The sequence below is a fragment of the Sphingobium amiense genome (genome assembly GCF_003967075.1).
Classification (GTDB): domain Bacteria; phylum Pseudomonadota; class Alphaproteobacteria; order Sphingomonadales; family Sphingomonadaceae; genus Sphingobium; species Sphingobium amiense.
Genome location: NZ_AP018664.1, coordinates 4016369 through 4039371, shown reverse-complemented (window position 1 = coordinate 4039371; position 23003 = coordinate 4016369). Strand labels below are relative to the sequence as shown.

General features: G+C 66.6%; 18 protein-coding genes. 13 read left to right on the top strand and 5 right to left on the bottom strand.

Annotated elements, in window-relative coordinates:
• The first annotated feature begins 86 nt into the window (after positions 1 to 86).
• On the top strand, positions 87 to 2567 hold the full coding sequence (locus SAMIE_RS19370) for a TonB-dependent receptor plug domain-containing protein (RefSeq protein ID WP_232037311.1): 2481 nt from the start codon (positions 87 to 89) through the stop codon (positions 2565 to 2567).
• 164 nt (positions 2568 to 2731) lie between these two features.
• The gene (locus SAMIE_RS19365; protein WP_066696310.1) at positions 2732 to 3202 is read left to right on the top strand and encodes an RcnB family protein; all 471 of its coding nucleotides are present in this window, start codon (positions 2732 to 2734) and stop codon (positions 3200 to 3202) included.
• A 191-nt stretch (positions 3203 to 3393) separates the two neighbouring features.
• Here SAMIE_RS19365 and SAMIE_RS19360 read toward each other — a convergent pair whose 3' ends face one another.
• Positions 3394 to 4974: a lysine--tRNA ligase gene (locus tag SAMIE_RS19360; protein WP_066696308.1), complete on the bottom strand. Its 1581-nt coding sequence runs from the start codon at positions 4972 to 4974 to the stop codon at positions 3394 to 3396.
• Positions 4975 to 5106: 132 nt separating this feature from the next.
• Here SAMIE_RS19360 and SAMIE_RS19355 point away from each other — a divergent pair, with 132 nt between their 5' ends.
• The 3 genes from SAMIE_RS19355 to SAMIE_RS19345 are packed head-to-tail and all read left to right on the top strand — an operon-like array spanning position 5107 to position 8812.
• Positions 5107 to 5466 (top strand): PilZ domain-containing protein, encoded by a 360-nt coding sequence (locus SAMIE_RS19355; RefSeq protein WP_066696306.1) that lies wholly within the window; start codon positions 5107 to 5109, stop codon positions 5464 to 5466.
• A gap of 52 nt (positions 5467 to 5518) precedes the next feature.
• Positions 5519 to 8257, top strand: a complete 2739-nt coding sequence (locus SAMIE_RS19350; protein WP_066696304.1) for an ATP-dependent DNA helicase — start codon at positions 5519 to 5521, stop codon at positions 8255 to 8257.
• A gap of 12 nt (positions 8258 to 8269) precedes the next feature.
• Complete coding sequence (locus tag SAMIE_RS19345; protein WP_066696302.1) at positions 8270 to 8812, top strand: SixA phosphatase family protein; 543 nt, start codon at positions 8270 to 8272, stop codon at positions 8810 to 8812.
• Here SAMIE_RS19345 and pip read toward each other — a convergent pair.
• Positions 8809 to 9750 (bottom strand): prolyl aminopeptidase, encoded by a 942-nt coding sequence (gene pip / locus SAMIE_RS19340; protein ID WP_066696300.1) that lies wholly within the window; start codon positions 9748 to 9750, stop codon positions 8809 to 8811. The two genes, SAMIE_RS19345 and pip, sit on opposite strands and share 4 nt — an antisense overlap.
• A gap of 117 nt (positions 9751 to 9867) precedes the next feature.
• Between pip and SAMIE_RS23585 the strand changes: the two genes are divergently transcribed.
• Complete coding sequence (locus SAMIE_RS23585) at positions 9868 to 12678, top strand: TonB-dependent receptor (RefSeq protein ID WP_066696298.1); 2811 nt, start codon at positions 9868 to 9870, stop codon at positions 12676 to 12678.
• Positions 12679 to 12687: 9 nt separating this feature from the next.
• On the opposite strand, the gene SAMIE_RS19325 is transcribed toward SAMIE_RS23585, so the two are convergent.
• Both SAMIE_RS19325 and dnaN read right to left on the bottom strand, forming a co-directional pair.
• Positions 12688 to 15258 carry an EAL domain-containing protein gene (locus SAMIE_RS19325; protein WP_083952355.1) on the bottom strand — a complete coding sequence of 857 codons (2571 nt, stop codon included), beginning with the start codon at positions 15256 to 15258 and terminating at the stop codon, positions 12688 to 12690.
• 108 nt (positions 15259 to 15366) lie between these two features.
• Complete coding sequence (gene dnaN / locus SAMIE_RS19320) at positions 15367 to 16479, bottom strand: DNA polymerase III subunit beta (RefSeq protein WP_066696803.1); 1113 nt, start codon at positions 16477 to 16479, stop codon at positions 15367 to 15369.
• Between the two features lie 182 nt (positions 16480 to 16661).
• On the opposite strand from dnaN, the gene SAMIE_RS19315 reads away from it, so the two are divergent.
• The 3 genes from SAMIE_RS19315 (at position 16662) to SAMIE_RS19305 (ending at position 18977) form a co-directional block, all read left to right on the top strand.
• Positions 16662 to 17150 (top strand): hypothetical protein, encoded by a 489-nt coding sequence (locus SAMIE_RS19315; RefSeq protein WP_066696801.1) that lies wholly within the window; start codon positions 16662 to 16664, stop codon positions 17148 to 17150.
• A gap of 50 nt (positions 17151 to 17200) precedes the next feature.
• Entirely contained in the window at positions 17201 to 18460 is a 1260-nt protein-coding gene (gene rlmN, locus SAMIE_RS19310) for a 23S rRNA (adenine(2503)-C(2))-methyltransferase RlmN (RefSeq protein WP_066696800.1), read from the top strand.
• A gap of 94 nt (positions 18461 to 18554) precedes the next feature.
• Positions 18555 to 18977: a hypothetical protein gene (locus SAMIE_RS19305; protein ID WP_066696293.1), complete on the top strand. Its 423-nt coding sequence runs from the start codon at positions 18555 to 18557 to the stop codon at positions 18975 to 18977.
• Positions 18978 to 19031: 54 nt separating this feature from the next.
• Here SAMIE_RS19305 and SAMIE_RS19300 read toward each other — a convergent pair whose 3' ends face one another.
• Positions 19032 to 19541 carry a porin family protein gene (locus SAMIE_RS19300; RefSeq protein ID WP_066696290.1) on the bottom strand — a complete coding sequence of 170 codons (510 nt, stop codon included), beginning with the start codon at positions 19539 to 19541 and terminating at the stop codon, positions 19032 to 19034.
• Positions 19542 to 19841: 300 nt separating this feature from the next.
• Here SAMIE_RS19300 and SAMIE_RS19295 point away from each other — a divergent pair, with 300 nt between their 5' ends.
• The 4 genes from SAMIE_RS19295 (at position 19842) to SAMIE_RS19280 (ending at position 22991) form a co-directional block, all read left to right on the top strand.
• On the top strand, positions 19842 to 20558 hold the full coding sequence (locus tag SAMIE_RS19295) for a cytochrome b/b6 domain-containing protein (RefSeq protein WP_066696283.1): 717 nt from the start codon (positions 19842 to 19844) through the stop codon (positions 20556 to 20558).
• Positions 20555 to 21301, top strand: a complete 747-nt coding sequence (locus SAMIE_RS19290; protein WP_066696279.1) for a molybdopterin-binding protein — start codon at positions 20555 to 20557, stop codon at positions 21299 to 21301. The genes SAMIE_RS19295 and SAMIE_RS19290 overlap by 4 nt, the downstream gene beginning before the upstream one ends.
• Before the next feature lie 31 nt (positions 21302 to 21332).
• The gene (locus SAMIE_RS19285) at positions 21333 to 22574 is read left to right on the top strand and encodes an SAM-dependent methyltransferase (protein ID WP_066696272.1); all 1242 of its coding nucleotides are present in this window, start codon (positions 21333 to 21335) and stop codon (positions 22572 to 22574) included.
• Positions 22575 to 22685: 111 nt separating this feature from the next.
• Entirely contained in the window at positions 22686 to 22991 is a 306-nt protein-coding gene (locus SAMIE_RS19280) for a hypothetical protein (RefSeq protein ID WP_066696269.1), read from the top strand.
• Positions 22992 to 23003 lie beyond the last annotated feature (12 nt).

The window sequence follows — 23003 nt, the reverse complement described above, 5'->3', positions numbered from 1 at the left end:
AAAGCGGGAAATTTACATCATTTCGTGGGGGAATTATGATCTTGTCGTTAAAGCAAGTGGCGCTCGCCTCATCTGCGCTCATACTCGTGGCCGGGCCGGTCCGGGCGCAGGAAAACAGTCGGGCCGTGCCGGACCAGGCGGCTGACGAAGCGGCGGACGGGGCGGCCATCGTCGTCACGGGCGTTCGCGGCGCCCGCCCCCGGACGGTTGCTGACAGCCCCGTCCCCATCGACGTCATCGGGCCGCAGGAATTGCAGGCAACGGGGCGCACCGGCCTCAAGGACATATTGGGCAACATCATCCCGTCCCTCACCATGCCCGCGCTCGGGGGCGGCGGCACCTCGTCCGCAGCGAAGCCGATTTCGATCCGGGGGCTTTCGGGCGACTATGTGCTGATACTGGTCAATGGCCGGCGGCGGCATACGACATCGCTCATCAACAATCTTTCCCGCGTGTCGGGGGGAAGCACGCCCGTGGACATCGACCTGCTGCCGACCAATGCGGTCGGCCGGGTGGAAGTGCTGCGCGATGGCGCGGCGGCGCAATATGGTTCCGACGCCATTTCAGGCGTCATCAACTTCATCCTCGACACCTCTCCGGAAGGCGGCGCGTTCACGACCACCGCAGGCAGCACCTATGAAAAGGGTGGCGAACTGTTCCAGCAGGCGTTGAGCTATGGCACGCGGCTGGGCGCGGACGGCGGCTTCATCCGTTTCGCGGCTGAGGCCAAATATCATGACCGCGCAGACCCTTCGGGCGCCATCGTCGCGGATTCGGTGGATCTCTATCCCCGCCTCGCCGATGGATCGCGCGACCCACGCGAAGCCACGATCGACCGGAACCGCGCCGGAAATTATGGCCGCACCAACCGCGATTATATCGTCAACACTTCCTATAACGCGGAACTCCCGATCAGCGAGCAGACGACGCTCTACAGTTTTTCGACGCTCAGCCACCGCGACGTGAAGGACGGCCGGGGCCAGTTCAACGCCAACAATGTCAATTCCCTGCCCGAACTTTATCCGAACGGCTTCCTCGCGAAGCGGCGCATCTGGGAAACCGATTTTCAGGCGACGGCCGGGCTGCGGACGGCCCTGTGGGGTCTCGATGTCGATGTCAGCAGCAGCTACGGCCAGGACCATGTGAAGCTGGGCGCGGTCGATACGCTCAATCCCTCGCTGGGGCCGAGCAGCAAGACCAGCTTCTTCATGGGCAAGCAGATTTCCGCCTTGTGGGTCAACAATGCCGATTTCAGCCGGACCTTCGACATCGGCCTCGCCGAGCCGCTGACGCTGGCATTCGGCGTGGAGCATCGACGGGAGCGGTTCCAGAACAAGGCGGGTGAGCCGGACAGCTATCGCGATGGCGGCTATGTCATTCCGAGGGGCACGACCCCCTTCCAGTTGCAGTTCGGCGGCCAGCGACCGGCGGCGAGCCTCGTCTCGTTCACGGGCACGACGCCGGCGGACGCTTTCGTTCTGACCCGCAACAATATCGCCGCCTATGTCGATGTGGGTGCGAACGTCACTCCATCCTGGTATGTGGGGCTGGCGGGCCGGGTCGAACATTATAGCGACAGTTCGGGCGACACGGTCAGCGGCAAATTCTCGACGCGCTACGAAATTCTGCCCGGCTGGGCGATCCGGGGCGGCGTCAACACCGGCTTCCGCGCTGCGTCGCTGGCGCAGCAGGGCTTCTCGACCTCCCAGAATACCGGCCTCGTCATCAACGGCGATTTCGTGACCCAGTTGGTCAAGTTCCTCGCGCCCAACGATCCCATCGCCGGCTTTTTCGGCGCCAAGCCGCTCAAGCCGGAAAAGTCGCTGAATTTCACGGCGGGCACGACATTCGAATCCGGCGGCTTTCGCCTGACCGTGGACGGGTATCAGATCCGCATCGATGACCGGATCGTGAAAACCGAAATTCTCAACAGCGCCGAAGCCAAGGCGATTCTGGCCAGTCCGGCGGTAACCGCCATCCTGGCCCAGCGGGGCGTGCCCGGCATCAGCAGCGCGCAATTCTTCATCAACGGCGTCGATACCCGGACGCGGGGCGTCGATGTCGTCGCGGAATATTCGCTGCGCTCCGCCGCCCTGGGGGATTTCCGCTTCAGCGCGGCCTACAGCTACAACAGGACGAAGATCCTGAACGTCGCCGCCAATCCGGCCAACCTCACCAACACGATCCTGTTCGGCCGGCAGGCGCGGTCGGACCTCACCAGCGCCACGCCGCGCGACAAGCTGGTGCTGAACGGCGAATGGACCGCAGGACCGGTGAAGACCGGGCTGCGCGTCACCCGCTTTGGCCATTATACGGAAGCGGGCGCGAGCCAGACGTCGACGGCGGATGACCGGACCTTCAGCCCCAAATGGGTCACGGACCTCGACATATCCGTGCAGGTCAACCGGGCCGTCAATCTGGCGGTGGGGGCCAACAACCTGTTCGACGTCTATCCCGATCCGATCGGCGTCATTCAGGCCAATACCGGCCTTGGCAAATATGGCCTGTTCGCGCCATTCGGCCTGACCGGGGGCTTTTATTATGCGCGGGTCGGAGTAACATTCTGACCCTCGAAGGGACAGGCTCCAGCCCGTTACACTTTGCGACATAAATGACTGGAGTCTGACAGTCCCATTCCCGGAACATTCAGCCTGTCCGGCGCATATCCGGCTCTGTTGATGCGGGTGCCCCCGCCCGCGTCGCACAATATGGGAGAACAGATATGCGTAAAATGCGTAAACTGATCGTCGCGGGCCTGCTGGCCGCCACCGTGGTTCCGACCGTTGCGTCGGCGCAGTCCTATGGCGAAGCCCGCCGCAGCGAGCAGCGCCTGCGCGAGGAGCAGCGCGACCTGCGTCAGGCGCAGCGTCATGGCAACCGCCGCGACATTCGCGAGGAGCGCCGCGATGTGCGCGACGCCCGCCGCGAGGCGCGCGAGGACTGGCGCGACTATCGCCAGAGCCACCGCGACGTCTATCGCGCGGGTCGCTGGAACGCCCCCTTCCGCTACAACCAGTGGAATGTCGGCGCGACGCTTCGTCCCAACTATTATGCGCCGCGCTATTATATCAGCGATCCCTATCGCTACCGCCTCCGCCCCGCCGGGCGCGACCTGCGCTGGGTCCGTCACTATAATGACGTGCTGCTGGTGAATGTCCGCACCGGGCGCGTGATCGAAGTCAATCGCGGCTTCTTCTGGTAAGCGGCCATTAACGGAAAACGGCCCGGAGCGGCGATGCTCCGGGCCGTTTTGCTGCCCCCGTCTTGGCCGCGCCGCCCGTTTCCGGGCGGCCGCGGCCGATGACGCGCGCTTTACAGCACGCCACCAGTCCGAAAGGGGGGTGGACCGATACGCAAACGATCCAACCGTCCGAAAGTTCCGCCCGACTGACGTCAGGACGCCAGCGCGTCGGCGATCAGCCTGCGGCTGTTTGCGATACCATAAAGCGCGATGAAGCTGCCCATGCGCGGCCCCTGATCCGCGCCCAGCAGTGTCTGGTAGAGCGCCCTGAACCAGTCGCGCAGCTCCGCGAAACCGAACGCCTCGTCCTTGCCGATGGCATAGACGATATTCTGGATGTCCTCCGCCGACGCGCCTTCAGGCAGCGCCGCCAGTTCCGCGTCCAGCCTGCGCAATGCCGCCGCCTCATTCGTATCGGGCGCGCGGCGCTTGAGCGTCGGGGCCACGAAATCGCGGTGATAGGCAAGCGCATGGCCGATCAGCGCGTCGAGTTCGGGATAGGTCTCCGCGCTCGCGCCCGGCACATAGTTCTGGAGATAGCCCCACACCTGATCCCGGCTCGCGTCGCCCATCACGCCGACGAGGTTGAGCAGCAGCCCGAACGTCACTGGCAGTTCGCCCTGCGGCAGCTTGCCGTCATGGACGTGGTGGACGGGGTTGCCCAGTTGCTGCTCGACCGCCTGCCTGGGGTAATTGACGCGGAACTGCCAATATTCGTCCACCGCGCGCGGAATGACGCCCATGTGGAGCTGCTTCGCCTTCTTCGGCTCGCGATAGGCGTAGAAGGCGAGGCTTTCCTGCGGCCCATAGGTCAGCCATTGTTCGAGGCTGAGGCCGTTGCCCTTGGACTTGGAGATTTTCTCGCCCTTTTCGTCGAGGAACATCTCGTAGTTGAAGCCCTCGGGCGGGCGGCCACCCAGCGCGCGGCAGATCTTGGACGACTGCGTGACCGAATCGATCAGATCCTTGCCCGCCATCTCGTAATCGACGCCCAGCGCATACCAGCGCATCGCCCAGTCGACCTTCCACTGCAGCTTGGCGCCGCCCGACAGGATCGACTGCTCGACCGTCTCGCCTTCATCCTCGAAGCGCACCAGACCCGCTTCGGCGTCGATCACCTCGACCGGCACCTGAAGCACGACGCCGCTCCTGGGGGAAATCGGCAGCACGGGCGAATAGGTCGCCTGCCGTTCCTTGCGCAGCGTCGGCAGCATGATGTCCATGATCGCCTGATAGCGCCGCAGCACCTGCCGCAGCGCCTCGTCGAACGCACCCGCGCGATACTGTTCGGTCGCTGACACGAACTCGTAGTCGAAGCCGAACCGGTCGAGAAATTCGCGCAGCATCGCATTGTTGTGATGGGCGAAACTCTCATATTTGCCGAACGGATCGGGCACCTGCGTCAGCGGCTTGCCCAGATGCTCGGTCAGCATTGCCTGATTGGGCACATTGTCCGGCACCTTGCGCAAACCGTCCATATCGTCGCTGAACGCCACCAGCCGCGTCGGCACGTCCGACAGCGCGTGAAAGGCATTGCGCACCATCGTCGTGCGCAGCACTTCGTTGAAGGTGCCGATATGCGGCAGGCCCGAGGGGCCATAGCCGGTCTCGAACAGGATATGCCCTTTTTCCGGCGCGCCATCGGCATAACGCTTCAAAAGCTTGCGCGCTTCCTCATAGGGCCAGGCCTTTGACGCGAAAGCGGCATTGCGGAACATGTCGGATATAGTCATAGCGCGCTTCCCGTAGCCCCTCGCGTCGATAAAGAAAACTGTGTTATTAAAGGAAAAATCGGGTTAGTTTCGGTTGCGGTTTAAATCATTCTTAACCCTGATCTTTGATAATCGCTTGCGATTGGAGGCGAAATGCAAGTCAAGCGGAGCCGCGAGCGCATCGCTGTGGACATCCCCGTCGTCATCACGACGGTGCTGGATAGCCTGGAAGGCTCGATCGTCGACCTGACCGAGGGCGGCGCGCAGATCTTCGGCTGCTCGTTGCCGCCACGCTCACAATGCCAGATCGACCTTGACGGTTATACTGTATTCGGCACGGTCCAGTGGTCGGAAGATGACCGTATGGGCATTCGCTTTCCCTTTCCGCTCACAGACGGTCCGCTGTTCGACCGGCTGGAAATGGCCCGCACACCCCAGCCCGCAGCCTCCGCCATGCAGCCGCGCCCGGCTGCTCCGCCACCGATGGGCGGCTTTGGGCGGCGCATTAGCTGACCGAACGCCATTTAAGGTTTTCCTTTTGTTCCGCCTCGCCTAAATCGGCGATGTGATCGACCCCGCCGTCCTGCCCGCCCTCCACGCCAGCCATGGCGGCATCTGGCTGCGCGAAGGCGGCCATACGCAGGGGCTGGCGAAGGGGCAGGCCATCGCCCGCGCCGCCGAAACCCCGGTTCTGCTGCTGAACGCCCCGCTGACGGGCCAGCGCCTCGGCTATCCCGAACTCAACGGCCTCGACCTGCTCGAACTCTGGGCCTTCCTCCATCCCGCCCGCTTTCTGGTTCCCACGCCCAAGGGGTTGGCGGAAGCGCTCGGCCTGCGCGTCCCCACCGCCGAGTCGGACATTCCCGCGCTGCTGCAAGCCGCCGCCGCCGCGATGCTCGACCGGATGGAAGCGCCCGACTGGACCGAGCGGGAGGGGGCATGGACCGCCGCGCAATCGCTTCACCGCCTGCGCTGGGCCTGGTCGCCGCTCGTCGCCCTCCGCATCCCCCGCCCGCGTGAGGCGGAACGCTGGCTCTTTTCCAAACTCCCCGAGTGGGAGGAGGCGCAGCCCCGCCCCGCGCCCCGCACCGTCAGCCTGAACGAAGCCGACGTGCTCGCCCGGCTCGACGCGCTCACCGGCGCGCAGGCCGAACCGCGTCCGGGGCAACGCGCCTATGCCGCCGCCGCGTCCACCGCCTTCCGCCCCCGCGCCCATCGCGACCAGCCCAACATGCTGCTGGCCGAAGCGGGCACCGGCATCGGCAAGACGCTGGGCTATCTCGCCCCCGCGTCGCTCTGGGCGGGGCAAGCGCAGGGCACGGTCTGGGTCTCCACCTACACCAAGGCGCTGCAACGCCAGCTCGACCGCGAGTCGCTGCGCCTCTTTCCCGATCCGGCGCTCGCCGCGCGGCGCGTGGTGGTGCGCAAGGGGCGGGAAAATTATCTCTGCCTCCTCAACCTCGAAGACGCGCTGCAAGGCGGTTTTTCGGGACGCGCCGCCATCCTCGCGCAACTGGTCGCGCGCTGGGCGGCGTTCAGCAAGGATGGGGACATGGTGGGCGGCGACCTGCCCGGCTGGCTCCCCACCCTCTTCCGCCGCAACGGCTCGACGGCGCTCACCGACCGGCGCGGCGAGTGCATCTATGCGGGCTGCCCCCACTACCGCAAATGCTTCATCGAACGGTCCGCGCGGGCCAGCGCGGACGCCGACATCGTCATCGCCAACCATGCGCTCGTCATGATCAACGCCGCGCGCGGTCGGGAAACCGGCCAGCGGCCCCAGCGCATCATCTTCGACGAAGGCCATCATCTCTTCGACGCCGCCGATTCGACCTTCTCCGTCGCGCTGTCAGGGCAGGAGGCGATCGAGCTGCGCCGCTGGATCATGGGTCCGGAGGGTGGATCGCGGGGGCGGCGACGCGGCCTTGCCGCGCGGCTTTCCGACATGGCGAGCTATGACGAGGAAGGCGGACAGGCGATCCGCGCCGCCGTCGACGCGGCGCAGGCGCTCCCCGCCGACGAATGGCTGAAGCGCGTGGTGGCGGGTGAACCTTTCGGCCCGCTCGAAGCCCTGCTCGCCGTCGTGCGCGGCACCGTCTACGCCCGCGCCGCCGACGCGGGGGAGGCGGACGCGGGCTACGGCCTCGAAACCGAACTGGCCGAACCGGACGGCGCGCTGGTCGAAGCCGCGCAGGAAGCCGCGCTCGCCCTCGATGCGCTCATCAAGCCGCTCGTCCGCCTCGCCCGCAGGCTCGAAGCGGTGATCGAGGACGCCCCCGACTGGCTCGACGGCCCGGCCCGCGCGCGGATCGAGGGGGCGGTCGCCTCGCTGGGCTGGCGGCGCGACCTCATCGCCGCATGGCTCGCCCTGCTCGCGCGGATCGGCGGACCGGCCGATCCCGATTTCGTCGACTGGATGACGGTCGACCGGGTCGAGGGCCGCGAATATGACATCGGCATCCACCGCCACTGGCTCGATCCCACGCGCCCGCTCGCCGAAACGGTGCTCAGGCCCGCGCAAGGCGTCATCGTCACCTCCGCGACGCTCAAGGGCGGGGGAGAGTGGGACAATGCGCTGGCCCGCAGCGGGGCGGTCCACCTCCCCCACGGCGCGGAGGCGTTCGAAGCGGCCAGCCCCTTCGACTATCCTGGCCGCGCCGAAGTCCTCATCGTCACCGACATCAAACGGGGCGACATCGCCGCGCTCTCGGGCGCCTACGCCCGCCTCATCGAAGCGGCAGGCGGCGGCACGCTCGGCCTCTTTACCGCGATCCGCCGCCTGCGCGCCGTCCACGCCCGCATCGCCGACCGCCTCGCCCGCGCGGGCCTGCCGCTCTACGCCCAGCATGTCGATCCGATCGACACCGGCACGCTGGTCGACATCTTCCGCGACGATCCGCGCGCCTCACTGCTCGGCACCGACGCCCTGCGCGACGGGGTCGACGTGCCCGGCCATTCGCTGCGCCTCGTCGTGATGGAAGGCGTGCCATGGTCGAAGCCCACCGTGCTCCACGCCGCCCGCCGGCTGGCCGGAGGCGGCAATGCCTATGACGACCGCCTGATCCGGGCGCGGCTGGCGCAGGCGTTCGGACGCCTCATCCGCCGCGCGGAGGACCGGGGCCGGTTCGTCATCCTCTCCGCCGCGATGCCCAGCCGCCTCCTCACCGCCTTTCCGCCCGGCACCCCGGTGCGCCGCCTGACCCTCGACGAGGCGATCATCGCGGTCAGTTCTCCCCCGCGCGATCAATCGCTTGGCCAACCCGCCGCTTTGGGGCATCAGGGAAACGAATCCGGCCTGCCCTGACGGGAGAGTGAGTTGAAGCGCCTGACCCTGTTGCGCCACGCCAAATCGGACTGGGACGATCCCGTGCCGCGCGACTTCGACCGGCCGCTCAACCGGCGCGGTGAAAAGGCGGCGCACCTGATGGGCGATCATGCCGCGCGCAAGGGTCTGCGCTTCGACCGGCTCGCCGCCTCGCCCGCCGTCCGCGTGATCCAGACGCTCGAAACCTTCTTCGCGGGCTATGGCGAAAAGCTCGAACCCCACTGGGACCGGCGCATCTACCTCGCTTCCGCCTCGACCCTGATGGACGTGGTGCGCGACCTTCCCGACAGCGCGGACAGCGTGCTGATGGCAGGGCATAATCCCGGGCTGGAGGAACTGATCCTCGACCTGGTGCCCGAAGATGCCGACAACAAGCTGCGCGAGGATGTGGAGGTCAAATTCCCGACCGCCAGCCTCGCCGTGCTCGACCTCGATGTCGATCGCTGGAAGGACGTGCGTGAAAACAGCGCCACCCTCGTCAGCTTCACCCGCCCGCGCGACCTCGACCCCGCGCTCGGCCCGGAAACGCGCTAGGCGGCAAACCCGTCCGTCGCGCGGATCAGGGCGTCCAATATGCCCGGTTCGTTGAACGCATGGCCCGCCCCCTCGATCATCTCAAAGCGCGCCTGCGGCCATGCCCGGTGCAGCGCCCAGGCCGTTTCGGGCGGGCAGGCCATGTCGTAGCGGCCCTGCACGATCACGCCCGGCACCCGCGCCAGCCGCCCGGCGTCGCGCAATAATTGCCCGTCCTCCATCCAGCCGCCATGGCTGAAATAATGATTCTCGATCCGCGCGAAGGCGAGCGCGAAATCGTCCGCATCGTGCGCCGCCGACAGCGCCGGATCGGGGAGCAGCCGCACCGTCTCCCCTTCCCACACGCTCCACGCTCGCGCCGCCGCCAGTTGCGCCGCGCGGTCGTCGCCGGTCAGGATGCGGCGATAGGCCGCGACCATGTCGCCGCGCTCCGCTTCCGGGATGGGCGCGACGAACCGCTCCCACTTATCGGGAAAGAAGCGGCTCGCGCCATCCTGATAATACCAGTCGATCTCCCGTTTCCGAACGCCGAAGATCCCCCGCAGCACCAGTTCGGTCACGCGCTCCACATGCGTCTGCGCATAGGCGAGCGCCAGCGTCGATCCCCAGCTTCCGCCGAACACCAGCCATCTGTCCACGCCCATCGTCTCGCGCAGCCGCTCGATGTCGGCGACCAGATGCCATGTCGTATTCGCGTCCAGCCCCGCATGCGGGGTCGAGCGCCCGCACCCCCGCTGGTCGAACAGCAGCACATCGTATCGCGCCGGGTCGAACAGCCGCCGGTGCTCCGGCGAAATGCCGCCCCCCGGCCCGCCATGCAGGAACACCGCAGGCTTCCCGCCGGGCCTGCCCGCCCGCTCCCAATAGAGACTATGGCCGTCCCCGACCTCCAGATAGCCGCTGGCATAAGGGTCGATGGGCGGATAGAGGCTGCGCATTCCCGCCTTGTAACAGCGCGCTGATACAGGTTGCGACAAATTTCGCGCGTCCTTGCCACTATCCTGCGACAAGTCGGCGCTAGGACCGGAGCATATTCAAGACAATCGGGGGTTTCCTTGCGCCGTTCCGCAACCATCGTCCTGCTGCCTTTCCTCCTCGGCGTCGCGCCCGGCGCCCTCATGGCGCAGGAGCAGCCGCGCGGCCCGGCGCCTCAGGCCATGGACGAGGATGAGATCATCGTCACCGGCCAGCCGCAGCGCGGCGCGGTCATGGGCGATGTCGAACCCGAACAGCAGCTTTCCGCCGCCGACATTCGCACGCTCGGCGTCACGTCCATCGCCGACATCGTCAGCGAACTCTCGCCCCAGACCAACGGCACGCCGATCATCCTCCTCAATGGCAAGCGCATATCGAGCTTCGCCGAAATCCGCGACATCCCGTCCGAAGCCGTCGCCCGCATCGACATTTTGCCCGAACAGGTCGCGCTCTCCTACGGCTATGCCCCGACGCAGAAGGTGCTGAACGTCGTGCTGCGCCAGCGCTTCCGCGCCGAAACGGCGGAGCTTGAGGGCGGCACGACGACGCAGGGCGGGCGGGAGAGCGGAGAGGCGCAGGGGGGCATCCTGCGCATCCGGGGCGACAACCGCTTCACGCTGAACCTTCAATATAACCGCGCCGCCAGCCTGCTGGAAAGCGAGCGCGGCATCGTCCCCACCGCCCCGGCGCGCCCCTATGCGCTCGGCGGCAACATCGCCTCCACCGTGCGCGGCGGCCAGATCGACCCGGCCCTGTCCGCGCTCGCGGGACAGCCCGTGACCGTCGCCGCCGTTCCCGCCGGCGCGGCGACCGGCATGCCCACGCTCGCCAGCTTCGTCCCCGGCGCGAACGCCGCGTCGGTCAGCGACCTCACCGATTATCGCACACTCAGCCCCGCGACCGAGAATTTCTCCGCCAACGCGACGCTTGCCCGCGCGCTGGGCGGCGTGTCGGCGACGCTCAACGGACGCCTTGAACTGTCCGACAGCGACTCGCTTCAGGGTCTGCCGCAGGCCGCCCTGACCCTGCCCGCAGGCAATCCCTTCTCCCCCTTCGCCGCGCCCGTGACGCTCTACCGCTATCTGGGGCAGGACGGGGCGCTGGGCCAGAGCGTCCGCAGCACGACCGGCCATATCGGCCTGACGCTCAACGGTCAGCTCGCGCGCGGCTGGATGTGGTCCTTCACCGGCAATGGCGACCTGTCGATCACGCGCACCCGCACCGACCGCGGCTTCGCGCTCGGCGGCGTGCAGGCGGCGCTCGATGCGGGCGACCCCGCGCTCAACCCCTATGGCGACCTCCCCGCCAGCCTCCTCACCACGCGCCTTTCCGACAGCGCCCGCGCGAAGAGTCAGGCATTGCAGGGCGACCTGCTGGTGAGCGGATCGCCATTCACCCTCCCCGCCGGAAAGGTCACGACCTCGATCCGCATCGGCGCGTCGGCCAATGGCTTCGAAAGCCGTTCGGTGCGCAGCGGCATCGAAAGCGGCACCGATTACAACCGCGAAATTGGCAGCGGCCAGATCAGCATCGACCTGCCGCTCACCAGCCGCTCGCGCGGCGTGCTGGGCGCGGTCGGCGATGTGGGCGTCAACCTCAACGCCGCCGCGCAGCGTTATTCCGACTTCGGCACGCTTTCGACCTTGGGCTACGGCCTGCGCTGGCAGCCGGTGAAAGCGGTCCAGATCCTCGCCTCCGCCAATCAGGACCGCGCTGCCCCCACCGGCGCGCAGATCACCGATCCCCCCGTCTTCACGCCCGGCGTCCCGGTCTTCGACTATCGCACCGGCCAGACCGTGTTCGTGACCCAGCAGACGGGCGGCAATGACGCACTGGTCGAAAGCGTGCGCGATCAGTTCCGTCTCAGCGCCACGGTGAAACCCTTCGAAAAGCCCAATCTGACGCTGACCGCCACCTACCTCAACAGCCGCACCCGCAATCCCATCGCCGCCTTTCCATCGCCCACGCCTGCGCTGGAGGACGCCTTCAAACAGCGTTTCCTGCGCGACCCGGAAGGCACCCTGCTTCAGATCGACGCGCGCCCGCTCAACTTCCTGCGCGCGCAGAGCGAGCAGTTGCGCTGGGGCTTCGACCTTTCCATTCCTCTGAAATCCCACATCCAGAAAGTCGTCGAAGCATGGCGCGCGGGGGGTGCGAAGCCGGAGGACAGGCCGAAGGAGCTGGACGACATCCGCGCCGCTTTCATGCGTGGACGCACGCGCGACGGCGCGGGACCGGATGGCGCAGCCCCGCCGCCTCCCCCGCCGGGCGGCGATGCACCGGGCGCAGGTCCGCGCGGCCCCGGTGGCGGACGCGGGCCGGGCGGCGGTGGCTTCGGCGGGCCGGGCGGCTTTGGCGGCGGCGGACGCGGCGGCGGGGGCGGCGGACGCCTCAGCTTCAGCCTCTATCACACATGGCATTTCACCGAATCCATCCTGATCGCGCCCGGCGTCGCGCCGCTCAACCTGCTGGACGGCGACGCCACCGGATCGTCCGGCGGCCAGCCCCGGCACGAGCTTCAGGCGCGCATCGGCTACACCAACAACGGGCTGGGCGCGCGGCTCGGCGTCGACTGGGAAAGCGGCACCTATGTCGATGGCGCGCTGGGCGGCGCGTCGCGGCTCGATTTCGGCAGCCTCGCAACGGCGAACCTGCGCCTCTTCGCCAATTTCACGCAGATGCCCGCGCTGGTGAAGCAGATGCCCTTTCTGCGCGGCGCGCGCCTCTCCATCGGCATCGACAATCTCTTCAACCAGCGGCGCGACGTGACCGACGCCACCGGCATGACGCCTTTGCGCTACCAGCCGGGCTATCTCGACCCCGAAGGCCGCACCATCTCGATCAGCTTCCGCAAGCTCTTCTTCCCCGATTTCTCGGGCGGGCGCCGGTAGCGCGCCCGTTCAGCCTGCTAGCGCGCGCGGTATGCTGCGCAGCAGGGCCATGTCGATCTCTTCCGTGAACTCGACACCCATACGGTCCTCGCGACACCAGCGCGCGGTCGCATTCACGAACTGCCCTTCGCCGAACTCCACGGCGAAGCGCGTATCCGCGGGCACGTTCCACAGCCCCTCGATCAGCGCGCCCGTCGAAGAGATGTTGCGGATGCGTCCGCTGTAGATGTGGCCGTCATGGTGGATGGCGACCGTGCGCAGCATCGTCTTGCGCTCGGGACGGCTGGATTTGAACCCGGCCGGCGACGCGGCGGTGCCGACCAGCTTCTGCGCCGCCAGCACGTCCGCCGCGATCATCGGGCGGCCGTAGATATAGCCCTGGATGTGGCTGCAACCCAGTTGGCGGATCAGGTCCAGCTCGTCCTGCGTCTCCGCCCCCTCCGCAGTCGTATCCATCCCCAGCGCTTCGGCGAGGCTGACGATGGCCTTGATGATCGCGCTGTTGCGGCTGCCCTTCATCGCCGCCCCGCGCACGAAGCTCTGGTCGATCTTGATCTTGTCGAACGGCGCTTTCTTGAGATAGCCGAGCGAGGAATAGCCGGTCCCGAAATCGTCGAGCGCCAGCCGGACGCCGATGGTCTTCAGCCGCGCGAACATCGAATCGGTGCCGTCGTCGTCGGTCAGGAAGACGCTTTCTGTGATCTCCAGCTCCAGCCGCCCGGGCGCAAGCTGCGCGCCTGCGAGCGCGCTCACCACGGTCGCGGGGAAGGCGGGATTGGCGAACTGGGTCGGCGACACGTTGACCGCAACGCGAACCCCGTCCGGCCACTGCGCCGCGTCGCGGCAGGCGGTGCGCAGCACCCAGTCGCCGATCTGGCCGATCAGCCCCGTATCCTCGGCAATCGGCACGAACAGCGTGGGCGAAATCGCGCCGCGCACCGGATGCGTCCAGCGCAGCAGCGCCTCATAGCCCGTGATCCGCTCGGTGATCGACGACACGACCGGCTGGTAGACGACATGCAGTCCATCCTCCACCAGAGCGCGGCGCAGATCCTCCTCCAGTTGCCGCCTGTCCTCCGCATCCGCATGCATTTCCGACGAGTAGAAACGGTGCACCCCGCGCCCGTCGCCCTTGGCGGCGTAAAGCGCCAGATCGGCGTTGCGGATCAGCGCGTCGGCGGTCACGCCATCCTGCGGGCAGGCGGAAATCCCCACCGACACGCCGATCACGACCGCCGTGCCCTCGATCATATAGGGTTCGGACACCGCGCTGATGATCGCCTGCGCCAGATGCGCGATGGCGGTGCGGTCGTGACCGCCGGGAAGCAATATCTTGAACTCGTCGCCGCCCTGCCGCCCGACCAGCCCCTTTTCGCCGACCACGCGCTGCAGGCGCTGGCTCACCTGCCGCAACAGCGCGTCGCCCGCCGGATGGCCCAGCGTATCGTTGACGCTCTTGAACCGGTCGAGGTCCAGCATCATCAGCGTGCATTCGCCCTGCTTGCCATGCCGTTCGGCGACCGCCTGCTCCAGCGAGCGCAGCATCTGGATGCGGTTGGCGAGACCCGTGAGCGAATCGAACTGGGCGAGCCGCGTCACCTCCGCCTGACTGCGCCGCATTTCGGTAAGGTCGGTGCCCGATCCGCGAAAGCCGTGAAACTGGCCATATTCGTTGAACACCGGCTGGCCGGAAATCGACCACCAGCGCTCCTCGTCCTTCACCATCGCGGCGCAGACGGGAATGTCGGAAAAGCCCGTGCGCGCCGACAGGTGGAACCCCAGCGTCCGTTCGCCATCGCCCTGTTTCCGGTCGCCCGAGCGCACGATGTCGGTGATCGCCCGGCCGATCAGCGCGTCGGCCGTCACGTCGAGCGTGCGCGCCAGCGTTTCGGAAATATAGGTGAGGCACCCGGTCCTGTCCGTCTCCCAGAACCAGCCGCGCCCGGTCCGCTCATGTTCCAGCAGCAGCCGGTCGGACCGCTGCGCACGCAGATCCTGCCGATGACGCTCGATCGCCGCCGCCCGGTCGACCGTCGCCTGCCGCAGCGTGGCGATCAGCATGATGAGCGTGCAGCTCACCAGCATCGCGACCTGCACGACGCCCGCGCTGCGCACCACCGACACCAGCAGCGCGCCGAGGAAATAGCTGATGCCGAGCAGCCTGCGGTCGCCGAAGATGCACACGGCCAGCAGCGCGACGGCCAGTTCCGGCACCGCCGCAAGGAATAGGCTGCCATCCGCAATCTGCCCCGGCTGCCCCAGCCACAGGCTGAAACTCAATCCCGAAAGGAACATGCCGGGCAGCATCAGCCAGTTCTGATGATGCGGCCGCAGCGCCCGGAAACGCGACTCGCGCGGAACCAGCACCAGCGCCGTGTCGATCAGCACCATCGCGGCCAGCACCGTTCCGAAACCCCAACCGCCCGACAGCGGCGTCAGCCCCATCAGCAGCATGACGCACAGCTTGGCCAGCAGCATCAGCGGCCACAGCCGCGCGATATAGGGAAACGCGCCCGAAATCCACGACGCGGAAACCTCGGTTCCGCTTTCGGCGAGTCCCAGCGCAACCATCAATGTCATGGGCCGGGTGGACGTGTCGGAACGTTTCGCGCGAAGAAAGGACATGGCGCAAAGAGGTAGCGCTCACTCCTTGATATTGGATTACCTTCGCGCCGTTTCGACAGGCATCTAGACGCGCATCGGCATCAGCACGTAAAGCGCCGGACTTTCGTCATTTTCCCGGATCAGCGTGGGCGCGGCGGCGTCCGCCAGATGCAGTTCGACAAGATCGCTGTCGATCTGACCCAATATGTCGAGCAGGTAACGGGCGTTGAAGCCGATGTCGAAACCCTCGCCCTGAAACGCGCCGGGCACTTCTTCCGCCGCCGTGCCGTTTTCCGGGCTGGTGACGGACAGGGTGATGCGGTCGCGGTCGAGGCTCATCTTGACCGCGCGGGTCTTTTCCGTGGCGATGGTGGCGACGCGGTCGACGCCGTCCTCGAAGCTGCGCGGGTCGATCTTGAGCAGCTTGTCGTTCGCGGTCGGGATGACCCGGCTATAGTCGGGGAAGGTGCCGTCGATCAGCTTGCTGGTCAGGATCGCGCTGCCGAGGTCGAACCGGATCTTGCTCGCCGACAGGCTGACCTGCACCGATCCGTCCACCTCGTCGAGCAGCTTGCGCAGTTCGCCGATGCACTTGCGCGGCACGATGATGCCCGGCATTCCTTCCGCGCCGTCGGGGCGGCTCACGGTCACGCGGGCGAGTCGATGGCCGTCCGTCGCCGCCGCCTTCAGCACCGGCTCGGCCTCTTCCGACACATGGAAATAGATGCCGTTGAGATAATAGCGCGTCTCTTCGGTCGAAATCGCAAAGCGCGTCTTGTCGATGATCTGCTTGAGCGTTTCGGCCGGCAGTTCGAAGCGCGTGGGCAGGTCGCCTTCGGCGATCACCGGGAAATCGTCGCGCGGCAGGGTCGACAGGTTGAAGCGCGCGCGCCCCGCCTGGATCAGCATCTTGCCTTCCGCCGCCTGCAACGACACCTGGCTGCCTTCGGGCAGCTTGCGCGCGATGTCGAACAGGGTGTGGGCCGAAATCGTGGTCGCGCCCGCCTGCTCCACCTGCGCCGCCACGCTTTCCACCACCTGAAGGTCGAGGTCGGTCGCCATCAGGCGGATCGCGCCGTCCGCCGACGCTTCGATCAGCACGTTGGACAGGATCGGAATGGTGTTCCGCCGCTCGACCACCGACTGGACGTGGCTCAGGCTCTTGAGGAGCGTTGCGCGTTCGATGGTGGCCTTCATGTCCCTGTTCAGTCCGTTTCTTTTCTGCTGGGCCGCGATCCGGTCGAATCCCGGCGACAATGATGGATGCTTCTTCATAACCGCTGTTGCGCCCCCTGCAAGCGGCGCTGTGGGCTTTTGCGGGGTAGCTCTGCGCAGTGTCGGGACTTGCCAAAGCGTCGGCCATGCGCTTTGCCCTGACGATGCGCCGCGCCGCCGCCCTTTTCCTGCCGCTCCTGTTCGCCGCCTCGCCTGTGCAGGCGCGCGATTCGCTGGGCGTGTTCGATCGCTGGGGCGCATTCCGCGATCCCGCCGGGCCGCGCTGCTACGCCATCGCCCAGCCGGTCGTGCGCGCCGGGCAAAGTCCCCGCGGTTTCGCCGCGGTCGGCACATGGCCCCGCCAGAAGGTGCGCGGCCAGATCCATTTCCGCCTGAGCCGCCCGCGCCGCCCCGACGCGCCCGTGCTGCTCAAGGTGGGCGAACGCCGCTTCACGCTGGTCGCGGGCCAGATGGACGCATGGGCGCCCGACGCCCGGGCCGACGCGCAGGTGATCGCCGCCATGCGCTCGGCCACCGGGATGAGCGTCGCGACGGTCGGATCGGACGGGCACGGTTTCGCCGACAGCTACACCCTGCGCGGCGCAGCCACGGCCATCGACGCCGCCGCTCTGGGCTGCGCCCGGCTGCGCTAGACAAGGCCCGCACCTTACATTCGCCCCAAAAATCCGCTATGGGCGCGGTCATGCAGTCAGCCGCCAGCCCTCTGATGCCGATTCCCGGCCCTCTCGATCCTGTGCCCGTGCCCCGCGCCGTCACCCCGCGCGAAGATGGCCGCAGCGACCTCATGGGCCTGTCCCGCCCGCAGATCAAAGCCATGTTCGAGGAAGCCGGGCTGGACGCAAAAGCCGCGAAACTGCGATCCAAGCAGGTGTTCCACTGGCTCTATCATCGCGGCGTCACCGATTTCGACGCCATGACCGATCTTGCCAAGCCCATGCGCGGCTGGATGGCCGAACGCTTCGTCGTCGGCCGCCCGCAGGTGGTTGAAGCACAGGTGTCGAGCGACGGCACCCGCAAATGGCTGCTCCGTTCCGACGACGGGCAGGATTATGAGATGGTGTTCATCCCCGACGCGGACCGGGGCACGCTCTGCGTCTCCAGCCAGGTCGGCTGCACGCTCAACTGCAGCTTCTGCCACACCGGCACGATGCGCCTCGTGCGCAACCTGACGCCGGGCGAGATCGTCGGACAGGTGATGCTGGCGCGCGACGCGCTGGGCGAATGGCCGCGCGGCAACATGGCGAGCGCGAACGACGACGAAAGCGACGAAGCCTCGCATTATACGCCGGACGGGCGGATGCTCACCAACATCGTCATGATGGGCATGGGTGAGCCGCTCTACAATTTCGACCATGTGCGCGACGCGCTTCGGGTCGTGATGGACGGCGACGGCCTCGCCCTCTCGAAGCGGCGCATCACACTTTCGACCTCCGGCGTCATCCCGATGATGGCGCGCGCGGGCGAGGAGATCGGCGTCAACCTTGCCGTCTCGCTCCATGGCGTGACCAAGGAAGTGCGCGACGAACTGGTGCCCTTGAACCGCAAGTTCGGCATCGACGAACTGCTCGCCGCCTGCGCCGCCTATCCGGGCGCGAACAACGCCCGGCGCATCACCTTCGAATATGTGATGATCCGCGACAAGAATGACAGCGACGAGGATGCGCGCGAACTGGTCCGCCTGCTGCGCCATTACAAGCTTCCGGCCAAGGTCAACCTCATCCCCTTCAATCCCTGGCCCGGCACCGACTATGAATGTTCGACGCCCGAGCGGATCAGGCGCTTTTCCGACATCGTGTTCGAAGGCGGCATCAGCGCCCCGGTCCGCACCCCGCGCGGGCGCGACATCATGGCGGCGTGCGGGCAATTGAAGTCCGCCAGCGAAAAGAAGAGCAAGGCCGAAATGAAACGCCTCGCCGACGAAAAACAGGCCGCGCTCGGCTGAAAATCCTCCCCTGCAAGGGGGAGGTGGCGCGCGCGAAGCGCGTGACGGAGGGGTGTCCCGCTATCGAAAGGGGAGTGTGAACGGGGGCAACCGGATGACCGATACCGAGATGGAGGAACTGGCCGACGCCTTCCTCGCCTGCACGCTGCCCAAGCAACGCTGGACCCATAGCGCGCATTTCGCGACCGCGCTCTGGCTGATCCTGCGCCGCCCGGACATCCTGCCCGAACGCGACATGCCCGCGCTCATCCGCCGCTATAATGAAAGCGTCGGGGGCGTGAACAGCGACACCGCCGGCTATCATGAGACCATCACGCAGGCCTCGCTCGCCATGGCCCGGCGGCTGGTCGCCACCCTGCCGCCCGCCGTGACGCCATCCGCCGCGCTGGCGGCGCTGATCGCTTCGCCGCTGGGGGACAAAGACTGGCCCTTCGCCTACTGGTCGCGCGACCGGCTGATGTCGCCGCAGGCGCGACGCGTCTGGACCGAACCCGACCTGCGTCCCCTCGCCCGATAGAAAAAGGGCGGCCCTCAACGGACCGCCCTTCCCCTTGATTCCGATCGAGAGGGATCAGAAACGGAAGCCGACGCCCACGACAGCAGCGTCACGGCCGCCGATATTGGCTTCATATTCGCTGCGCTGATATTCGGCCGAAACATAGGTGCGCGGGGTGACGGCATATTCCAGACCGCCGCCGTAGCGGACGCCCTCGAACGAGGCGCCACCGCTGCCCACGTCGATGCGGGTATTGGCATAGCCGACCTTGCCGAACGCCAGGATCTGCGGCGTCAGCGTGTAGCCGAGGCGGACAGAAGCGGCGAGGTCGCGGCTGACTTCCGCGCCCGCGCCCAGATCGGTCGTCGTGTCGCTGAAGCTCACTTCCGGGCCGAAGGTCACGCCGGGGGTGACGGCGATGTCATATCCCGCGCTCACGCCATAGGCGAAGCCGTCGCGCCCTGCGAACTTGTCATAGCCCATGGTGACGCCCGCGCGCGGCCCGGTGAAGGGCGCAGCGTCCTGAGCGAAGGCAGGAGCGGAAACGGCGGCAGCAGCAATCGCTGCGAAAATCACAGTCTTCATAAAGTCCTCGATATAATGTGAACCGCTATGATCGGTAATTAATCAAGCGTTCAGTTTCGACGCATAGATGTCCTACGAATAAATCCGCACTATCCTTCTTATAACCTCATGGTCACTAGTGGCCAAAAGGATCGTGATCTGCGTCCCGATCACGAGGCGTCATCTAGGTTCGTAAGAATGAGTTGCAAAGGGGCACGCGACAACTTTCCCGAAGTTTCCACCCTTGTGTTGCAAAACTGTGACATCGTAACGATCGGGCTTGACACTGGAACGACGCGCAAAATGCGATAGGATCGCCCCATGCCTCGCGCCGCGCCCGACCCTGACCTGATCGAACGGCACCGCCTTTCGACGCGGCTGTGGCACTGGCTGAACGCGCTGCTGCTTTACGTGCTCTTCACCAGCGGCCTTGGCATCTTCAACGCGCACCCCCGGCTCTACTGGGGCCATTATGGCGCGAATTTCGACCATGCATGGCTGGTGCTGGACCGCTTTCCCGGCTGGATCACCCTGCCCGGCCATTACAGCCTCGCCCTCTCGCGCCACTGGCACCTCGCCGCCGCGCCGATCTTCGCCTTCGCGCTCCTCGCCTATATGCTCTGGAGCCTGGGCAACCGCCACGTCCAGCGCGACCTCGCCCTCACCCGCGCCGATGTCGCGCCCCGCCACATCTGGCGGGACATTCTCGACCACGCCCGGCTGCGCTTCCCGCGCGGGGAGGCCGCGCGCCGCTACGGCTTCCTCCAGAAGGCGAGCTATATCGGCGTGATCTTCGTCGCGCTGCCACTCGTCATCCTCACCGGCCTCACCATGTCGCCGGGGATGAATGCGGCGATCCCATGGCTGATCGACCTGTTCGGCGGGCGGCAGTCGGCCCGCTCGATCCATTTCCTCGCCGCCTTCGCGCTCGCCGCCTTCTTCCTCGTCCACATCCTCATGGTGCTGCTGTCCGGCCCCTTCAACCAGATGCGCGCGATGCTGACCGGCCGCTATCGCCTCCCGGCGGAACGGCCATGATCCTCGCCCGCCGCACCCTCCTGCTCGGAGCCGCCGCCAGCCTCACCGGCTGCGACCGCCTCGCCCGCAACGAACGCTTTCGCGAGGCGCTCTTCTCGGCGGAGAATTTCCACAGATGGGCGCAGCGCAGCCTGATGGCGCGCGACGCGCTCGCGCATGAATTCCGTCCCGACCAGATCTCCCCCATCTTCCGCGCCAACGGCACCGCCAACCCCAATACGCCCGAATATAAGGCGCTCTGGCGCAACGGCTTCGCCGACTGGCGGCTGCGCGTGGACGGGCGGGTATCGCGCGAGCTGTCGCTTTCGCTGTCGCAGTTGCACGCGCTCCCCCACCGCGAACAGATCACCCGCCACGATTGCGTCGAAGGATGGAGCGCCATCGGCAAGTGGCGCGGCGTGCCGCTCAGGACGATCCTTGACGGCGCGGGCCTGCGCTCCGACGCGCGCTACCTCGTCTTCCACTGCGCCGACACGATGGGCAATGGCAGCGCCTATTATGAAAGCATCGACCTGATCGACGCCGTCCACCCCCAGACGATCCTCGCCTTCGCCCTCAACGACCGCCCCCTTACCGTCGCCAACGGCGCGCCGCTGCGCCTGCGCGTCGAACGGCAGCTCGGCTACAAACAGGCCAAATATCTGACCCGGATCGAGGCGGTTTCGACCCTCGCAGGGATCGGCCGGGGCAAGGGTGGCTATTGGGAGGATCATGCCGGCTATGACTGGTATGCCGGTATTTGACGCCCGCCTCGCGCCATGACAAAGGATGCCCATGAAATTGTTTGAACGCGTGCTGAAGCGTCTGGTGACGCGCGGCCAGCTCCGGGTCTTTTACGCCGACGGTTCCAGTTTCACGGTGGGTCAGCCGCATCCCGATTTCCCGGACCTCGCGCTGCGTTTCAGGGACAGGCGCGTCCCCTTCGACATCGTCAAGGACCCGCGCCTCGGCATGGCCGAAGCGTGGATCGACGGGCGCGTCGCCATCGAGGGCGGCGGCATCATGGAGTTCGTGTCCATGATCCGCGCCAACAATCCGTGGGAGCAGGGCCGCTCCATCGACGCGAAGAGCATCCTCACCCGCGGGATCAAGAGCGCGCGCCAGAAATTCTGGCGCCTCAATCACAAGAGCCGGTCGAAGGCCAATGTCGCCCATCATTACGACCTGTCGGGCGCGCTCTACGACCTCTTCCTCGACCGCGACAAGCAGTATAGCTGTGCCTATTTCCCCGATGCCGCCAATGAAGCGGGTATCAGCCTCGAACAGGCGCAGGAGGACAAGAAGGCGCATATCGCCGCCAAGCTGCATCTGAAACCGGGCATGAAGGTGCTCGACATCGGCTGCGGCTGGGGCGGCATGGCGCTTTATCTTCACCGCACCTGCGGCGTCGACGTGACCGGCATCACCCTGTCGGAAGAACAGCTCAAGGTCGCGCGCCAGCGCGCTGCTGACGCGGGCGTTGCCGACCATGTCCGCTTCGAACTGATCGACTATCGCGACATGCAGGGACCGTTCGACCGCATCGTGTCGGTCGGCATGTTCGAACATGTCGGCACCGCACATTTCCGCACCTTCTACAACAAGTGCCGCGACCTGCTCGCCCCTCACGGCGTGATGCTGATCCACACCATCGGCCGGGTCGAAGGCCCGGGCATCACCGACGCCTTCACCCAGAAATATATCTTCCCCGGCGGCTATATCCCCGCCCTTTCCGAAATGATCCAGGGCAGCGAGGGCACGCGCCTGATGGTCACGGACGTGGAGGTGCTGCGGATGCATTACGGCCTCACCATCCGCGAATGGTATAAACGCACCATGGCGCACAGGGCAGAGATCGTCGCGCTTTACGACGAACGCTTCTTCCGCCTCTGGACCTTCTATCTCGCCGGGGCGGCGACCGTGTTCGAACATGGCGGCATGGTCAATTATCAGGTCCAGTATGTCCGCGACCGCCGCGCTCTCCCCATCACCCGCGACTATATGCGCGACGCCGAAGAGGCGCTGCGCGGGCGCTGATTTTCCTTAACCATGGCTGACGGCGGCGTTCCCGGCCGGTTCAGCCGCGCCGCGTCATTCTCCCTCCCATGATCCGCTCTGCTCGGGCGGACCGATGAGGAGAGAAGAGCGATGAATATTTTCTGGAAGGGCGCAGCGGCGATCACCCTTGCTGTCGCCGGTCTGGGTGCGGCGGCGGTTCCGGCGCAGGCCCAATATTATGGCGGCGGCTGGCGCGACGGTCGCGACGCACGCTGGGACGGACGGCGCGACCATCGCCGCTGGGATGACCGCCGCGACTGGCGACACGACCGGGGCTGGCGCGGCAACCGCCACGGCTGGCGCAACAACCGCTACGCCTATCGCCAGCGCTGCTGGACCGAATGGCGCTACGATTATTATCGCGACCGCGACGTGCGGGTCCGCATCTGCCGCTGACCGATATTGATA

Bases quoted from the DNA above. Each gene is read 5' to 3' on its own strand.
- SAMIE_RS19325 (WP_083952355.1), bottom strand. From the start codon at position 15,258: ATGACATTGATGGTTGCGCTGGGACTCGCCGAAAGCGGAACCGAGGTT.
- SAMIE_RS19280 (WP_066696269.1), top strand. From the start codon at position 22,686: ATGAATATTTTCTGGAAGGGCGCAGCGGCGATCACCCTTGCTGTCGCC.
- SAMIE_RS19315 (WP_066696801.1), top strand. From the start codon at position 16,662: ATGCGCCGCGCCGCCGCCCTTTTCCTGCCGCTCCTGTTCGCCGCCTCG.
- dnaN (WP_066696803.1), bottom strand. From the start codon at position 16,479: ATGAAGGCCACCATCGAACGCGCAACGCTCCTCAAGAGCCTGAGCCAC.
- SAMIE_RS19360 (WP_066696308.1), bottom strand. From the start codon at position 4,974: ATGACTATATCCGACATGTTCCGCAATGCCGCTTTCGCGTCAAAGGCC.
- pip (WP_066696300.1), bottom strand. From the start codon at position 9,750: ATGCGCAGCCTCTATCCGCCCATCGACCCTTATGCCAGCGGCTATCTG.
- SAMIE_RS19295 (WP_066696283.1), top strand. From the start codon at position 19,842: ATGCCTCGCGCCGCGCCCGACCCTGACCTGATCGAACGGCACCGCCTT.
- SAMIE_RS19365 (WP_066696310.1), top strand. From the start codon at position 2,732: ATGCGTAAACTGATCGTCGCGGGCCTGCTGGCCGCCACCGTGGTTCCG.
- SAMIE_RS19355 (WP_066696306.1), top strand. From the start codon at position 5,107: ATGCAAGTCAAGCGGAGCCGCGAGCGCATCGCTGTGGACATCCCCGTC.
- SAMIE_RS19285 (WP_066696272.1), top strand. From the start codon at position 21,333: ATGAAATTGTTTGAACGCGTGCTGAAGCGTCTGGTGACGCGCGGCCAG.
- SAMIE_RS19300 (WP_066696290.1), bottom strand. From the start codon at position 19,541: ATGAAGACTGTGATTTTCGCAGCGATTGCTGCTGCCGCCGTTTCCGCT.
- SAMIE_RS19290 (WP_066696279.1), top strand. From the start codon at position 20,555: ATGATCCTCGCCCGCCGCACCCTCCTGCTCGGAGCCGCCGCCAGCCTC.
- rlmN (WP_066696800.1), top strand. From the start codon at position 17,201: ATGCAGTCAGCCGCCAGCCCTCTGATGCCGATTCCCGGCCCTCTCGAT.
- SAMIE_RS19305 (WP_066696293.1), top strand. From the start codon at position 18,555: ATGACCGATACCGAGATGGAGGAACTGGCCGACGCCTTCCTCGCCTGC.